General features: G+C 67.0%; 13 protein-coding genes. 4 read left to right on the forward strand and 9 right to left on the reverse strand.

The annotated features are described in order from the left end of the window. The first annotated feature begins 91 nt into the window (after positions 1-91). From HALKA_RS0103280 to HALKA_RS0103290, 3 genes are read left to right on the forward strand one after another with little or no spacing between them, the layout of a single operon-like run. Entirely contained in the window at positions 92-2,923 is a 2,832-nt protein-coding gene (locus tag HALKA_RS0103280) for an ATP-binding protein (protein ID WP_018256651.1), read from the forward strand. Then, the gene (locus HALKA_RS0103285; protein ID WP_018256652.1) at positions 2,920-4,776 is read left to right on the forward strand and encodes an ATP-binding protein; all 1,857 of its coding nucleotides are present in this window, start codon (positions 2,920-2,922) and stop codon (positions 4,774-4,776) included. Before HALKA_RS0103280 ends, HALKA_RS0103285 begins: the two co-directional genes overlap by 4 nt. Positions 4,777-4,826: 50 nt before the next feature. After that, a complete protein-coding gene (locus HALKA_RS0103290; protein WP_018256653.1) occupies positions 4,827-5,204 on the forward strand; it encodes a VOC family protein in 378 nt (125 codons plus the stop codon). Between the two features lie 312 nt (positions 5,205-5,516). Here HALKA_RS0103290 and HALKA_RS0103295 read toward each other — a convergent pair whose 3' ends face one another. Next, entirely contained in the window at positions 5,517-7,706 is a 2,190-nt protein-coding gene (locus HALKA_RS0103295) for an elongation factor EF-2 (RefSeq protein WP_026190133.1), read from the reverse strand. 240 nt (positions 7,707-7,946) lie between these two features. Here HALKA_RS0103295 and HALKA_RS0103300 point away from each other — a divergent pair, with 240 nt between their 5' ends. Beyond that, positions 7,947-8,699, forward strand: coding sequence for a DUF5781 family protein (locus HALKA_RS0103300; protein WP_018256655.1), 753 nt, complete (start codon positions 7,947-7,949; stop codon positions 8,697-8,699). Here the strand turns inward: HALKA_RS0103300 and HALKA_RS0103305 are convergent. The 8 genes from HALKA_RS0103305 to HALKA_RS0103340 all read right to left on the reverse strand — a co-directional run bounded on the left by HALKA_RS0103305 (position 8,660) and on the right by HALKA_RS0103340 (position 16,651). Beyond that, positions 8,660-9,400: an energy-coupling factor transporter transmembrane component T family protein gene (locus tag HALKA_RS0103305; RefSeq protein WP_018256656.1), complete on the reverse strand. Its 741-nt coding sequence runs from the start codon at positions 9,398-9,400 to the stop codon at positions 8,660-8,662. The genes HALKA_RS0103300 and HALKA_RS0103305 overlap by 40 nt on opposite strands. After that, entirely contained in the window at positions 9,394-10,098 is a 705-nt protein-coding gene (locus HALKA_RS0103310) for an energy-coupling factor ABC transporter ATP-binding protein (protein ID WP_018256657.1), read from the reverse strand. Before HALKA_RS0103310 ends, HALKA_RS0103305 begins: the two co-directional genes overlap by 7 nt. Continuing rightward, complete coding sequence (locus HALKA_RS0103315) at positions 10,095-10,679, reverse strand: biotin transporter BioY (RefSeq protein ID WP_018256658.1); 585 nt, start codon at positions 10,677-10,679, stop codon at positions 10,095-10,097. Before HALKA_RS0103315 ends, HALKA_RS0103310 begins: the two co-directional genes overlap by 4 nt. A gap of 171 nt (positions 10,680-10,850) precedes the next feature. Further along, positions 10,851-11,465, reverse strand: coding sequence for a 30S ribosomal protein S7 (locus HALKA_RS0103320; RefSeq protein ID WP_018256659.1), 615 nt, complete (start codon positions 11,463-11,465; stop codon positions 10,851-10,853). Between the two features lies 1 nt (position 11,466). Continuing rightward, a complete protein-coding gene (locus HALKA_RS0103325) occupies positions 11,467-11,895 on the reverse strand; it encodes a 30S ribosomal protein S12 (RefSeq protein ID WP_012808037.1) in 429 nt (142 codons plus the stop codon). A 225-nt stretch (positions 11,896-12,120) separates the two neighbouring features. Continuing rightward, a complete protein-coding gene (locus HALKA_RS0103330; RefSeq protein WP_018256660.1) occupies positions 12,121-12,546 on the reverse strand; it encodes a NusA-like transcription termination signal-binding factor in 426 nt (141 codons plus the stop codon). Next, a complete protein-coding gene (rpoA2, locus tag HALKA_RS0103335) occupies positions 12,546-13,733 on the reverse strand; it encodes a DNA-directed RNA polymerase subunit A'' (protein ID WP_012808039.1) in 1,188 nt (395 codons plus the stop codon). The genes HALKA_RS0103330 and rpoA2 overlap by 1 nt, the downstream gene beginning before the upstream one ends. Next, a complete protein-coding gene (locus HALKA_RS0103340) occupies positions 13,733-16,651 on the reverse strand; it encodes a DNA-directed RNA polymerase subunit A' (RefSeq protein ID WP_026190134.1) in 2,919 nt (972 codons plus the stop codon). Before HALKA_RS0103340 ends, rpoA2 begins: the two co-directional genes overlap by 1 nt. Between the last annotated feature and the right edge of the window lie 2 nt (positions 16,652-16,653).

Here is a 16,653-nt window from a genome sequence, read left to right on the forward strand (position 1 = left end):
CCGGCGGGTCCGTCACCGTCGACAAGAGAGAACGCGGGACCGCGGCGGCGAACCACACCGACCGCAGCGACAGCCGGGATGACCGAATCACATGAAATCACTCACTCGTCGCGCGGTCGTCGCCGGAGCGGTCGTCGCGGTCCTCGTCTGGAGCGGACTCGTCCCGCTGTCGGCCGGTGCGGCCGGCGTCTCAGGCCTCGACTGTCAGCCGGGGAGCGAGGGAGCCGTCTTCGCGGCCGACAGCGGCCTCGAAGCGGTGTACGACGGCGAGACGCTGGACGGCAATCCGTTCGTCGACGACACCACGCTCGCGTTCCCGAACGTCACGGTCAGTGCGACCGACACCGCGTCGCTTCGCATCGTCGCGGCGACCGACGACGGCGTCTGCCTGCGCTCGATCGAACCCACCAGTGCATCGCTCCGGGTGACGCCGGACGCCGGTGAGACCGTCGTCGTTCGCGATTCGCTGGTGAACCTGAGCTACGGCCCGTTTCAGTACGCACGCTCGGCCAGCGGCGTCGATCTGGCCTACAACGCCAGCGCGCCCGCCGAGATCACGGTCGAAGACGGGGATCTCTCGGCCGGACGCACCGTCGAGGCCGTCGACGCCGACAGCGGGACGCAACTGACGACCGGAACCGTCAGTACCGGCAACACGGTCGACCTCCAGTTGCCTGCGGGACACCGGAACGTGGATCTGCGGTACGCGTCGACACAGACGGCGACGGCCACGTCGACCGTCCAGCCGGCCGCGACGGCGACGGACACCGCGCCACAGACTGCGACTGACACCGCGACTCCGACCGCGACGAACGCCACGACACGGACACAGACAGCGACGGAGACCGCGACACCGACCGCGCGGGAGACGCCACCGGACAGCGACTCGGCCACGGGCGGTTCGTCGGCTGGCGACGACACTGCGACGCCGACTCCGACGCCGGACAGAACCCAGACTGCGACTCCAACCGCGACGCCCGCGAACGCCACGGAATTTACCGTCCCGGAGTGGACCGGCGAGCTGGTGGCCTACGAGCCGACGCCACAGACCCAGCACGTCGGCGGCCTGCTCCCGTTGACGGTGTCGCTGTGGGGACTCGCCCTGTGGCTCGTGGTCGCCCGTCGGGGCCCCGAGACGCGCTTGCTCGCGCTGGTCCTCGTCGTCGCCTCCGTGCGAGCGACGAGCGATCTGACACAGATCGTGCTCGACGGCTTCGTCGGCGTCGAAGCCCCGTTAGCGACGCTCAACCTCCTGCTGGAGTTCGCGACGGCGGTGCTGTTTGCCGGCTTCGCCGTCCAGTACGCCGACATCGGCGAGCGCAGGACCCGACACGCGAAACTGGCCCTCGGCGTGCTCGGGGCAGTCGGAGCCACCGCCGTCCTGACGAACCCCATCCACGGACAGGTCTTTACCGACGCGGCCGTCGCGGCCGGCCCCTTCACCTACGTGACGGCCAGCGTCGGTCCGGTCGGCTGGCTCCTGTTCGCGCTCGCGACCGGGCTGATCGCTGCCGGGGGCGTGCTCGTCGCTCGAACCTTCGTCGTCGGCTCGCCGCGGGGAGCCTGGCGACCGGTCGCCGTCATCGGGACCGGACTCGCCGTCGCGGTCGGCATCGCGGCCCTCGACGTGCTGGAACTGGGACCGGTGACCGGCTACGACTACAGCGCGACCGGCGTCAACTACTTCCTGCTCGCGACGACCGTCTCGCTGCTCGGCTACGGCTTCCAGCGGCTCAAGCCAAGCGGGCAGCGCTCGATCGTCGCCGACCTCGACGACGCGATCGTCATCCTCGACGACGACTGGCGGGTCGTCGAGTGGAACGGGGCCGCCGAAGAGATCGTCCCGGAGCTGTCGACCGGCCGCTCGTTCGACGCCGTCTTCTCCGAGCCGCTGGCGCGCCCGACCGTCGACCAGACGGTCACCCGCGAGATGAGCCTGCAGGTCGATCGATGGGAGACCGACCGCGGAACCGACGCCGAGCCGCCGACCGACAGTGACGACCGGACGGACGGAGACTCGAACGGGACGGACAGTCAGGCGGCGGGAGCGAGTGAACGCAGCGAGACGACAGAGCCCGGAGCGAACGGGACAGAACCGGACGGGGCCGCCGAAGGCCACGGCGACCCCCTCGACACCGAGCGACGCCACTTCATCGTCAACGCGCGGGCAGTGACCACCGAGACCAGCGACGTGATCGGCTACACGGTCCGGTTCGCCGACGTGACGGCGCTGAAGCGCCACATGTCCCAGCTCGAGCGTCGCAACGAGCAGCTCGATCAGTTCGCGGGCGCTGTCACGCAGGACCTCCGCGGCCCGCTGGCCGAGGCACGCGAGGAGACGGAGCGCGTGCGAGCGGTGCTGGAGGACGCCGACGAGCCGGAGGCGGTGGACCGGCGAGCGCTCACGACCGCGCTCGGTTCGATCGATGCCGCGCTGAACCGGATGGCCCAGCTCGTCGAAGACATCCTCGGACTGGCTCGCGACCGAGACTTGCAGACCGATCCGGAACCGGTCTCGTTCGGTGCGATCGTCGAGTCGGTCTGGGACCGCTTCGATCCGGAGGAGGCCACCCTCTCGGTCGAGGCGACCGGCGAGATCAGCGCCGACCGCGAGCACCTCGATCGGCTCCTCGCCGTGCTGGTCCGGAACGCGATCCAGCACGGCGGCGAGGGAGTCACCGTCCGCGTCGGCCTCGACGACGACGGGTTCTACGTGGCCGACGACGGCCCGGGTATCGACTCGTCGGTCCGAGACCGCGCGTTCGAAGCGGGCGTGACGACCCGCGACGCGGCGGCCGGTCTCGGGCTCACGATGGCGCGACAGCGGGCCGCCGCCCACGGGTGGGAGATCGCACTCGACGACGGCGCGACCGGAACGCGTGTCGTCGTCAGCGGTTGTGAAACGGAGGGACCCGACGAATGACCGACGGCGGGCTGTCCCGAGCGGTCGCGACGGCGCTGTCGGAGCTGCGGTTCGACTACGCCCCGTCGCTACAGACCCAGCACCTCCTGCTGTTTGCCACGATGGCCCTCGTCACCGTCAGTCTGGCCTACTGGATCACGCGAACCCGACAGACGAGGGGGGCCCAGCTGTTCGCGCTCACCCTCGTCGTGCTCGGGGCCCGGCTGGCCTCGGACGTCGTCCACGGGCTCGTCGGCGAGCTCTGGCCGATCCTGGAGGTGCTGGTCGCGCTGAACCCGCTCCTCGAACTGGGGGTGCTGGTGCTTTTCGTGCGCTTTGCCGGCCGCTACGCCGGTGTCGAGCGAGTGGGGTCCGACCGGGCGCGTCGTGCGATGGGCGGCCTCGTCGCCGTGGCGGCGATCGCGATCGCGACCGACCCGGCCCACGGACTGGTGTTCGACGCCGTCCGGCGGGTGTCGGTCCCGTTCACCCACGTCGTCGTCGAGCGCGGCGTCCTCGGGTTCGGCCTGCTGGGGGTGAACGCCGTCCTGTTGGTCGCCGCCGCCGGCCTGCTCGCGCACGCGGTGACGACGGGGTTCCGGCCGGCGTGGTGGCCGGCGATCGTCCTCTCGATCGCGGTCTCGATCGCGATCGTAGTGATCGCGCTCCAGTTTCGCGTGGGCGGAGTGGTCCCCCAGTACGACTACACGGCGATCGGGTACGCCGGGTTCTTCTTCCTGACGACGCTGGCGCTGGTCGAGCACGGCCTGCGCCGCATCGAGGTCGTCGCACGCGAGGAGATCCTCGACGACATCGACGACGCCGTCGTCCTGCTGGACACCGACGGCACCGTCGTCACGACGAACGCCGCCGCCGAGGGGCTGTTCGGGACGCTCGACGGAGCGGAGGGATTCCTGGATCGGTTCGACGAACTCGGGAGCGAACAGCTGGACGGCGACCGAGAACGGACCGCGATCGCGATCGATCCCCAGACGACCGAGTGGGACACGCTCCGGAACACGACCGAGACCGCACAGCGGGGACCACGGCACTTCCTCGTCTACACCGAGTACGTCACCACGCAGACGACGCGGGTCATCGGCCACGTCGTCCGGTTCGTCGAGACGACGGAGCTCGAACGCCGCTCGCGGGAGCTCGAACGCAAGAACGACCAGCTCGACCAGTTCGCCAGCACCGTCTCTCACGACCTTCGGAACCCGCTGAACGTCGCGACGGGGTACCTCCAGATGGCGATCGAGGGCGTCGATCCCGACGACGACGCGGCCTTCGACGTCGCGGCGGCGCTGACCTACCTCGACAAAGTCGAGGTGTCCCTCGACCGGATGGCGACGATCATCGACGACATTCTGGCGCTGATCGACAACGCCGACCCGGTGACCGACACCGAGGCCGTCGACTTCGAGTCGGTCGTCTCGGCCGCCTGGTCGACCGTCGACACCCGGTCGGCGACGCTCGAACTGTCCGGCGAGGGCACTGTCGACGCCGACGAGACGCGACTCCAGCGCCTGCTGGAGAACCTGTTTCGCAACGCCATCGACCATGTCGGCGACGAAGTCACGGTCGAGGTCGGACTGACCGGCGAGGGGTTCTACGTGGCCGACGACGGCCCCGGCATCCCCGAGGACGAGCGCGAGCGGATCTTCGAACACGGCTACACGACCGGCGACGAGGGGACCGGGCTGGGCCTGTCGATCGTCCAGCAACTCGCCGAGGCCCACGGCTGGACGGTCTCGCTCGATCCCGACGCCGATGGCGCGGCGTTCGTCATCACGGGCGCGACGACACGCGGTCCGGCACAGACGACGGAGTCGACCGAGCCCGAGCGGCGACACCGTTCCCGACGAGAGCGGTGATCGATACCGGTGTCGACAGCCTTTTTTCCCCGGCGCAATGATTGCTGTGCATGACAGAGCTACATTTTATTACCTTCGCTTGTGACGCGCCGGAGCGACTGGCGACGTTCTGGGAAGCCGCGCTCGACGGTGAACGCCGCGACACCGAAGTCCCCGAGACGGCACTCGTCGACCGCCCCGGCGACGGCCCGGATCTCCTCTTCAAGCGACTGCAGGCCGGCACGAAGTGGCGGATGGCGCTCCATCTCGATCTGTCGGTCGAAGACAGAGCCCAGAGCGTCGAGCGACTCCGCGAACTCGGGGCGACCGTCCGCGAGACGAAGACGGAACACCACGACGGGACGACCGCCGAGTGGACGGTGCTTGATACGGACGGTTGTAGTCGTTTACCCAGTCGACCGCACGACGGCGTGCGGTCGATCTGGTAAAGACCTACAACTTTCCGTATGAAGATCCCGAAGGCAACGCCTTCTGCATGTCCGAGTACTGATCAAAGAGTCAGCAAGCAGCAAGCATACCGCGGCCGAAGGCCGCAGTTTCACGCGAATCGCTGCGGCGATTCGCGCTTTTTTCGCCACCGGGAGAGCAAGCTCTCCCGAGCCTTGTCGCTCGAAAATCTCCGATTTTCGTGATGACGAGAGCAGCGTCTCTCGAACCACCTCGCCACGCTCGGCAAGACCACGTTTTTGCCGCGAGCGGTTCGCGCAGAGCGCGAACCCGAGCGGGAAAAAGGTGGTCGCTTAGAAGTAGTCGATCGTCTCGGGCAGTTCGAGCTTCATGCCCTTCCGCGTGCGGATCTCGTCGATCTTGTCCGGCTGGAGGTTGTCGGCCATGACCTGGAAGCCGGCGTTCTCGGTGTTCCAGGAGGCGCGGCCCTCGGTGGCCGAGCGGATGTCCGACGAGAAGCCGATCATCTCGTCGACTGGCGCGACGCCCTCGACGACCATCAGGTCGCCTTCCTGGTACATGTCGTCGACGCGGCCACGACGGCCCTGAATCTCGCCGGAGGCCGCGCCCATGTGCGCGTTGGGCACGTCGATGCGGACGTTCTGGATCGGCTCCAGCAGGCGGATCTCGGCGTCGATCAGCGAGTTGTGGACGGCCTCGCGCATGGCCGGGATGACCTGTGCGGGACCGCGGTGGATGGCGTCCTCGTGGAGGCGGGCGTCGTGGAGGCGGATGAGCGATCCCTGGACCGGCTCGGCGGCCAGCGGACCGTCGTTGAGCGCCTCTTCGAGGCCCTCGATCAGCAGCTCCATCGTCTCGTTGAGGTGCTGAATCCCCTTCGTGTCGTCGATGAAGACGTTCGTCCCGTGGATGTGCTCGACGTTCTGGGACGTGTCTTTCTCCATGCCGGCTTCCTGCAGCGCTTCACGGCGCTCCAGTTCGGGCATGTCCATGGAGGCGTCGCCGAGCTTGATGGCGTCGACGATGTCCTGTTCGAGGGGTTCGACGCTGATGTAGAAGCGGTTGTGGCGGTTCGGCGAGATGCCCTCGACTTCGCGGGAGGGCTGCTGGGGTGCCTCGCGGTAGACGACGATCGGTTCGCCGGTGTTGACCGGGATGCCCTGGTTGCGCTCGATCCGCTGGGTCTGGACTTCGAGGTGGAGTTCGCCCTGTCCCGAGATGAGGTGCTCGCCGGTGTCCTCGTTGATCTCGATCTGGATGGTCGGGTCCTCCTTGGAGACCTGTCGGAGCGTCTCGATGAGCTTGGGCAGGTCGTCCATGTTCTTGGCCTCGATGGACTTCGTGATGACCGGCTCGGAGATGTGGTCGATGGACTCGAAGGGCGTCATCTCGACGCTGGAGACGGTCGAACCGGCGATGGCGTCCTTGAGGCCGGTGACTGCGGCGATGTTGCCCGCGGGGACTTCTTCGACTTCCTCGCGCTCGCCGCCCATGTAGATCCCGACGCTCTGGACGCGGTTCTTGCCCGCAGTCCCCGAGACGTACAGCTCCTGGCCCTTCTCCAGAGTCCCGGAGAAGACGCGACCGGCGGCGATCTCGCCGGCGTGGGGGTCGACGCCGATGTCGGTGACCATCAGGACGACCTCGCCGTCCTCGTCGACGAACTGCATGCTCTCTGCGACCTCGCTTTCGTCGTCGCCACGCCAGATGCGCGGGATACGACGGGGCTGGGCGTCGATGGGGTTCGGGAAGTGCTCACAGACCATGTCCAGGACCACGTCGGCGAGCGGCGTCCGCTCGTGGAGTTCCTGGCGCTTGTCCGACCGCTCCAGGTCCATGATGTCGCCGAAGTCCATGCCGGTGCGCTGCATCGAGGGCATCGAGACGCCCCACTTGTACAGCGCCGAGCCGAACCCGACGGTCCCCTCCTCGACGGAGACCGTCCAGTCCTCGTCGATGTCGTCCATCTCCTCGGTCATGCCCCGGATGAGCTCGTTCACGTCGGCGATGACGCTCATCAGGCGCTTTTGCATCTCCTCGGGTCCCTCCTGCAGCTCGGAGATGAGTCGGTCGACCTTGTTGATGAACAGCGTCGGCTTGACCCCCTCTCGGAGCGCCTGTCGGAGGACGGTCTCGGTCTGGGGCATCGCGCCCTCGACCGCGTCGACCACCACGAGCGCGCCGTCGACGGCGCGCATCGCTCGGGTCACGTCGCCACCGAAGTCGACGTGGCCCGGCGTGTCGATGAGGTTGATGAGGTGGTTGGTGTCCTCGTACTCGTGGGTCATCGAGACGTTCGCCGCGTCGATGGTGATCCCACGCTCCTGCTCGTCCTCTTCGGTGTCCATCGCGAGCTGCTCGCCCGCGGTGTCGTCCGAGATCATCCCGGCACCGGCCAGCAGATTGTCCGTCAGCGTCGTCTTCCCGTGGTCGACGTGTGCCGCGATAGCGATGTTCCGGATCTGCTCCGGCGTGTTCATCAGTGTCTCGCACTCCTGTACAATTTTCTTACGTCGGCCCATTATACGGTACAGTATCAACAGCACCGTCAAAAGAGTGCTGTTTCGGTCTGAGTGCGTCAATTCGGAGCACGGAGACCGGAGCCCGCCAGGGAGACTGCGACGACGAGACCGAGACGGTGTGTTCCGCCGTCGAGGAGCTGCGCTCGAGAACCGACATGCGCCGGGCGTCGATCCGCGCTGGCGGCGATCGTTGGGACGGCCGACAGCCTCATACGCCGAGAGTCCGTGGTAGGAGCACACATGGACGTGCACGTTCGGGGTGGTCCAGCCGCGCCGTTTCTCAGTGCCGCCGACCTGTTCGCCACCGAGTACGAGATCGACGGCGACGTGACGGTCCGCGTCCGCGAGGATCCGGACGAACGGACTCGCGTGAGCCACGACGAGGAGAGCCACTGTCTGACGATCTCACGGCAGGCGGCGACGAGCGCGATGGCCCGCGAGCTGACGCTGCACGAATTCGCGCACATGCACCGCTACGAAGAAGCCCACCCCTCACACACCCAATCGACGCGAGAGGCGATTTACCTGGCACTGGCGGGCCAGAGCGTCGAACGACGCACCCTCTCGCACTGCTACCAGATCGCCAACCACATGAAAGACATCTACGCCGACGACGTGTGGCTCGACGTGGTACCGTCGGACAAGCTCGTCGCCTTCCTCGAATCGAGTCTCGCGGCCGCCGTCGCGGACACCCCGCGAGATCGGGGAGCCTGGGACCGGCTGACCCCCGCGACCGACCCCGACATCAACGCCGTCAACGCCGCCTTCGCGCTGGCGCTGGTCGAGCGCCACGCCCTCGTCGACCCGGATCATCCGATCTACGATCTCGCTCACGCCGCCGCCGAGGACGCACCACACGTCAGTTTCGAGGGGTTCAAACGGCGGTTCCGCACGCTGGCTCGCGACACCGACGAGAGCGAGTACCGCAAGGCGCTGGTCGACGTGACCCGAGCCTACGCGGTCGCGAGCAACGGCGACAGCGCCGCCGACTGAGCGAGCGGCGACAGCGCCAACACGACACCGATCCCGGCGACCGGATAGTCCATCCGACCGAACGTCAGCGCCGGCAGCGTCGGGTTCCAGGCGAAACAGCGGGCCCGCAACGCGACTGCCAGCCGGTCGGAGCGAGCCATCGCCCGATCGATCCCCTGGACCGCGAGTCGTCGTGCCCGGTCCGTCACCGGCCGGTTGGCCCCGCCGCGGGCCACCATCGCCGTCCGGATCCGCCGGAGATCGGACACGACGAGCGGGAAGAACCTGACGACCAGCCCCGTGCCGACGCCGAGCAACTGGCCCGCTCGTCCCGGGACGAGACGCTCGATCGCCGCCCGCGTTCCGCGCACGGGCGTCGTGTGAACGTAGACGGCACTGACGGCCAGCACCGGCGGAACTCTGGCGACGGCCCGAAGCGAGGTCAGGGCCGGTTCGACCCGAAACCACGGCGGTCCCACCGCGATGCCGGCGATCACCGGCCCCAGCGCGAGCACGAGGAAGACGACCCAGTAGGCCCGGACGACCCGCCGGGGATCGAGTCGACCGGCGAGCAGTGCGAGCGCGGCCAGCGCGTAGACGCCGGCCAGCCAGGAGAGGGACGTGTCCGCGAAGGCGGCGACGGCGAACCCGGCCTGAAAACACAGCTTCGACCGCGGATCGAGCCGGTGGGCGAACGTCTCGCCGGGTCGATAGCTCAGCATCGCGGATCACGGACGCCGAGTCCATCCAGTTCGTCGAGCACCGCTGAGGGCGGCCCGTCGAGTGCGATCTCGCCGTCGACCAGAGCCACGATGCGGTCGGCCATATCGGTCAGGTCCCGCAGATCGTGCGTGACGACGACGACGCTGGTCCCGCCGTCGGAAAGCGTTTCGAGGTGTTCGAGGACCGAGCGACGCGCCGCCAGATCGAGGCCCGTCAGCGGCTCGTCGAGCACGAGGTGAGCGGGTTCCATCGCGAGCGCCCCGGCGATGGCCACTCGGGCCTGCTCCCCGCCGGAGAGGTCGGCGATCCGCCGCTGGCGCTCACCGGTGAGTCCCACCGCGGCGAGCGCACGATCGACGCGGTCGTCGATTTCCGACCGTTCGAGGCCGAGGTTCTCCGGTCCGAATGCCACGTCCGCGCCGACGGTGGCGGCGACGAACTGGTCGCGGGGGTGCTGGAACACCATGCCGACGCTCGTCCGGGCTGTGACTGGATCGTCGTGTGCGTCGCGGCCGTCGACCTCGACGGTCCCCTCGTCGGGCGTTAACAGGGCGTTGAACTGCCGGACGAGCGTCGTCTTGCCGGAGCCGTTGGGCCCCACCAGCAAGACGCTCTCGCCGTCGTCGATCCGCAGATCGATGTCGTCGAGGACGACCACGTCACCCCGACGAGCGGTCAGGCCCCTGACGGCGATCATTCACGGACTAGGTAGCCACCGCGCACGATCGCGATCGCGACGGCGATCTTCAGGAGGTCGAAGGGAGCGTACGGTGCCATGGTCGCGGCGGCTCGTTGCACCGGCAGTCCGAGGGCCCAGGACATCCAGGGGACGCCGACGGCGTAGATGACGACGACCGCGGCCACCAACGCGAGGACCTGGGTCGCCACGCCGATCGTCTCCAGGGACCGGGGAGTGATCTGCCGGTGAGCGATCCCACCGGCGACGACGGCCCCGAGCAGGAACCCCACGAGGAAGCCCCCGGTCCCCTGCCCGACGAGGACGTAGCCAAGTCCCGCGTTCGCGTTCGAGAAGACGGGAGCGCCCGCGATACCGACGAGGATGTACAGCGCGAGTGCCAGCCCGCCCCACAGCGGCCCCAGCAAGAGCCCGGCGAAGAAGGCCCCGAAGGGCTGGAGCGAGAACGGCGGCAACGATCCCGGCAGCGGGATCGATACCTGTGCCAGCGCCGCCGTCAACGCCGCCAACAGCACCGCCGTCGCGAAGTGCTCGACCGTCTCGTCGCCGACGAGGGCGACAGAATCGTGTTGCTGTGCCATATCGTGCCCTGCTACGTCAACGGAGATATACCCCGTGGTTTACGACGCCGTCGCGACGGTGACCGCCAGTGCTGGCAGCCGTCCGTGACGAACGTCCCGCCCGTGCGACGTGACATAGCCACGGCTGGCAGTCGAACGGGGCGTGTCAGAGAAAACTGCGCGCAGAGAGGATTACCGGGCTGCGGCCGCGACGCGTTCTTTCTCTTCTTTCTGGTTGACCGCGTACGTCTGGACGTCGTTGTTGGCCGCGCCGATGAGCTGCTGGGCGAGCGCGTCCTCGGCGTCCGTCGTCGTCTTGAACGAGTCGCCGTAGACGCCTTCGGCGAGGAACTTCAGTGCCTGGTCGACGCGGCGCTGGGGCGCGACGTCGACGGCCTTCGGGACGGAGATGCCACCGTACTTCAGGCGGACGGTCTCCTCGCGCGGAGCGCTGTTCTCGACGGCCTCGACGAGCACCTGCACCGGGTTCTCCTCGGTGCGCTCGTGGATCGTCTCGAAGGCGTTCTTGACGATGGTGGTCGCCAGCTGCTTTTTGCCCGTGTTCTCGTCAGTCTGCATCAGGCGGTTGATGAGTCGCTCGACGATGCTGATCTCCGACTTCTTGAACTGCTTTTCGGAGTGTCGACCCATCGTGTGGGCGATCGGCGTCACCGTCACGTAGCGCTCGGTCGATGGGTCCGAGAACTCGATCTCGGTCACGTTCCACTCGCCGAACAGCTGTGCGGGGGCTGCCTCGTCGTCGGTGCCGGCAGGTGCGTCCGGCTCGGGAGCGTCGTCTGCCGACATGTTATCGCACCGGCTTCTCCGCGTTACCGCGAACCAGTTCGATGAGCGAGACGCCGTTGACCTTCTCGACCTTGTAGTTGACCCCGGAGATGTCACCCATCGCGCGACCCTTCGCGCCACCGATGCCGGCGATCGTCACTTCGTCGTGTTCGTCGATGAAGGAGATCGCACCGTCGCCGGGACAGAACGCCGAGACCTGCTTGCCGTTCTTGATCAGCTGGACCCGGACACACTTCCGGATCGCGGAGTTGGGCTGTTTCGCTTCGATACCGATCTTCTCGAGCACGATCCCTCGACCCTGGGGCGCACCTTCGAGCGGGTCGGACTTCTGGCCCAGCCCGCGCTCGCGGCGCGCGTAGTCAGAGTCGGACCACCGGTGGTTCTGGCGGTCCTTCTTGAGTTTGCGTGCGGCGTATTTGCCGTTCGCCATATAGCCTTGCGTATCCCTCGGAGCTACTTAAGACTCCTCTTTCGTCGGCGCGAAACGGACGGAGAACGGGTGGTAGCGACTCGCACGCGGGCGGTGAAAGAGACGACGCGAGCGGTCGGCTGTCGCAGCTTCGCTCCGGTGTCTGACGGGACCAGCCGACAGCGTCGCCAGAAAGCGTCCACGGTCGTTGAGACGTGCGTCGTCACCGGCCGAGGCGGATCGGGTCTACGTCAGCTCGATACCGTCCACGTCGAAGTGACGCTTCGCGAGCCGGCGGGCGGCGTCGATGTTCTTCCCGTCGGCACCGATCGCGACGCCGCGGTCCTCCTGTGCGACCTCGACGTAGGCGATGGTGTCGTCGTTCTCCGAGATCGTCACGTTGTACACCGCGGCCGGTGCCAGCGCGTTGGCGACGAAGTTGCCAGCCGTGTCGGCGTCCTCGATCAGCTTGACCGCGCGGTCGAGTTTCGACTCGATGCGGTCGACGACGACGCCGCCGGGACCGATCGCGTCGGCCATCTCGCCGGCCTTGACGACGTAGATCACGCGGTCGTTGTCGTCGTCGATCAGGCAGTCCCGGACAGTCACGTCTGTCTCGGTCTCGAACAGCGCGATCAGCCGGCGCGCTTCGTCCGAGAGTTCGACGGGCATCAGTCCTGGCTCGCACCCATCCGGAGGTCCACGTCGCCGGTGCCCAGCTGGACCGGCTTCCCGACGATCACGTTCTCGATGACGCCTTCGAGCACGTCGACCTCGCCGTGGATCGCGGCGTCAAGCAGGTGGTTGACCGTCACCTCGTAGGCCGCACGCGCGAGGACGCTCTCTTTGTTGCCCGAGATACCGTGGCGACCGATCGACTCGATCTCGCCGCGGTTGGTCATGATGTCGGCGACCAGCATCAGGTGCCGGATGTTCACGTCGTCGAGCCCCTGCTCTTCGAGCGTGTGCATCGTCTCGTTGATCAGCGTCTCGCGGGCCGCCTCGATGCCGAGGTTGCGGTAGATCTCGTGGATGTTGTTGCACGTCGTCCGGGAGGCGTCGATCCCCTCGATCCCGAGCACGTCGCCGAAGGCCGACCCCTCGGTGTAGAGGACGAACTCCTCGCCCTCGTCGGTCTCTTCTTTCCGGATGACCACGCGGGAGATGTCCTCGATCCCCTTGAAGACGACCTCGCGAAGCTCCTCGACGAGCTGGAGGAGGTCGCGATACGACGGCTCTTCGGGGCCGAACTCGATCATCGTGCCGGCCTGGCGGGTCTGGACGGCCAGCTTCGACTCGATGGTCTCGGCGATCTCCTCGGCCACGTCCTCGACCTGGTCGACGGTGGGCCACCGCTCCATCAGCGTCTCCTCGTTGAGGTCGATCTGGACGAGCATGTCCGCGACGTTGGTCGAGATGTCACCCAGCGCGAGGATGCGCGTGGCCTCGATCTTCCAGACGACCTCGTGGGCCTTCTCCCGATCGGTCGCGTACTCGTCTTCGAGGTGGACCGTCATCATCGGCGTGTCGGGCGTCTTCCGGGCGTCGACCAGCTCGATGAGCCGCGGCAGTCCCTGGGTCACGTCGATCTCTGCGACCCCCGCGTAGTGGAACGTGTTCATCGTCATCTGGGTACCGGGCTCGCCGATGGACTGCGCCGAGACGGTCCCGACCGGGTCCAGCGGATCGACGCGGGTCTCCTGGTAGCGCGACTGGACGGCCTTGGCAATCTGGTCCGCCTCCTCGACGGTCACGTCGCGCTCTTCGATCGTACTGTACACGTCGTCTTTGAGCCGTCGCGGGAGGTCCGTATCCTCCACGATCGCCTCGATGTCGTCGGTTACGTTTGCTCGTGTCATCAGTCGTCACCCTCCGCCATCCACCAGTCGTCGGTGTGTTCCGACAGGTTGGTGGGTTCGGTGCGTTCACCGAGGAACTCGCTTTTGATGCTCTCGGACTCGAACTCGGCGTCGAGAACGCTGTCCGCGATCTCCTCGACGTCGACCGGCGTCTCCTCGTTCGAGGAGACCTGTACCGGCGAGGTACCGTCTTCGCCGAACTCGAACTGGACGATGTTGTCCGAGGTGTCCCGGACGGTGCCGTCGTACTGGGCCTCCAGTTCCGAGAGCGCGTTGATCAGACGGCGCTGGAGGTAACCGGACTTGGAGGTCCGGACCGCCGTGTCGACCAGCCCCTCGCGGCCACCCATCGCGTGGAAGAAGAACTCCTTGGGGTTGAGTCCGGAGCGGTACGACGCCTCCACGAAGCCGTGGGCGTCCGAGGAGAGGTCGTTTTGCTTGAAGTGTGACAGGGTGCGGTCCTCGTAGCCGCGGTTGATCCGCTCGCCACGGACCGCCTGCTGGCCGACACAGCCGGCCATCTGGGTCAGGTTGAGCATCGACCCACGCGCGCCGGACTCGGCCATCACGACAGCCGGGTTGTCGTCGTCGAAGTGGTCTCCGGCGATGTCACCGGCGGAGTCACGGGCCTTGCCAAGCGTCTGCATGATCTTCATTTCGAGGGTCTCGTCGACCGTCCGGCCGGGCAGCGACTCCAGTTCGCCCCGCTCGTAGGTCTCGATGAGTTCCTCGACGCGGTCGTAGGCGTTGTCGATGGCCTCGGTGATCTGGGCCTCCGCGGCCTCGGGAACGGACTCGTCGTCGATCCCGATCGAGAACCCGAAGTGCATGATCGAGCGCATCGCCAGTGCGGCGATCTCGTTGACGAAGATACGTGCGCGGGTGTTGGAGTACTCCTTGGTGATGATGTCGACGATCTCGCCGCCGAACCCACCGACTGCGCTGTCGTCGATGGTCCCCTCGACGAGCTGCCCCTCCTCGATGATCACGTCGTCGCCGGCCTCGCTGGTGAACGTCAGATCGAGGTCGTCTGGCAGCAGCTCCGAGAAGATGTCGCGGCCCGTCCAGTAGGGCGTGCCGTCGTCGTCGACGCCGGATTCGGGCGGGAGTTCGTCGATCCGGGTCGCACGCAGCAGGTCCAGTGCCTGGGTCTCGTTGAACTCCGGATTGGTGTGAGTCAGCAGGTAGGTCCCACTGATGTGGTCCTGAATCGCGCCGATGATGTTCTCACCGAAGCGCGGGCTGAGGATCTGCTCCTGGACTCTCATTAGCACGCGAGCCTCGGCACGGGCCTCCTCGTTCTGGAGGGCGTGCATGTTCATCTCGTCGCCGTCGAAGTCCGCGTTGTACGGCGGACAGACCGTCGTGTTGAGCCGGAACGTCTTGTAGGGCATCACCACGACCTCGTGGGCCATGATGGACATCCGGTGCAGCGACGGCTGACGGTTGAAGATGATGATGTCGCCGTCGATCATGTGACGGGACACTTCCCAGCCCGGTTCGACCTTCTCGGCCAGCTCCTCGCAGTTCTTCTCGGTGACCTTCAGTCGGCGGCCGTCGGGCCGCTTGACGTAGTTGGCACCGGGGTGGGCCTCGGGGCCGTTGGCGACGTAGCGACGAGCGTTGTCGAGGTTGCGCTCGTTGACGTTCATCGTCTGGGTCATCTCCTTGGCCACGCGGTCGGGGACGCCGACCTCGTTGAGCGACAGGGTCGGGTCCGGGGAGATGACCGTCCGGGCCGAGAAGTTCACGCGCTTCCCGGACAGCGAGCCACGGAAGCGACCTTCCTTGCCTTTCAGGCGCTGAGAGAGAGTCTTCAGCGGCCGGCCAGAGCGGTGGCGGGCCGGCGGCGTACCGCTGATCTCGTTGTCCATGAACGTGGTGACGTGGTACTGCAGCAGTTCCCAGAGGTCCTCGATGATCAGCTGGGGCGCGCCGGCCTCGCGGTTCTCCATGAACCGCTGGTTGATCCGGATGATGTCGACCAGCTTGTGGGTCAGGTCGTCCTCCGAGCGCTGGCCGTTGTCCAGCGTGATCGACGGTCGCGCGGTGACCGGCGGCACGGGCAAGACGGTGAGGATCATCCACTCGGGTCGAGAACGGGCGGGCTTCATGCCCAGCACCTCGACGTCCTCGTCCGGGATGTCCTCGAACCAGTCCCGGATGTCGCTGGGCATCAGCTTGTTCTCGTCTTCCTCGGTGAGGTCCACGTCCAGCGCCGACTCGATGGCCCGACGGTCGTCCTGTCGGGGTCGGAACTCCCCGGAGATGATCTCCTGGACGCGAGAGGGGTCGATACCCGTCTCGTCGGCCAGTTCCGACGGCGTGGTCCGTTCGCGGCCGGCCTCCTCGTCGGGCTCCATCGCGGCGACGATCCGCTGGGAGTACTCCGAGGAGAGCACGTCCTGGACCTCGTAGTAGGTCGTCGGCTTCTCGTGTTTGATGTCGTACTGGGGCTCGCCACAGAACGGGCAGCGGTCCTTCTTGCGTGCCTGCCGGATCGCGGCCTTCGTCACGTCGTTGACGTCCTTGCCCAGCTCCTCGGATCGTTCGAGGCGGTCCTCGAACTCCTCGCGTTCGCGTTCGTCGAGACAGAGCCGCGAGCACTCCCGACAGGTCCCGCGCAGCAGGCGTCGGATGAGCTTGTTGAACCCGACGTGGATGACGGGCGCTGCGAGTTCGATGTGACCGAAGTGGCCGTTACACGACCCACTGTGCTTGCCACAGGTCTTACACTCCAGACCGGGGTCGATCACGCCCAGACGCGGGTCCATCAGTCCCATGTCGATCGGGAACCCGTCGTCGTCGTAGGTGTCGGCCGTGATGACCTTCGTGGCGCTCATGTCGCGGTACTCCTCGGGATCCATCAGCCCGAAGCTAATGGAACTGATCGATTTGGGTGTCTGTTGTGCACTCATCG

This window comes from Halomicrobium katesii DSM 19301, from assembly GCF_000379085.1.
GTDB classification, from domain to species: Archaea; Halobacteriota; Halobacteria; order Halobacteriales; family Haloarculaceae; genus Halomicrobium; species Halomicrobium katesii.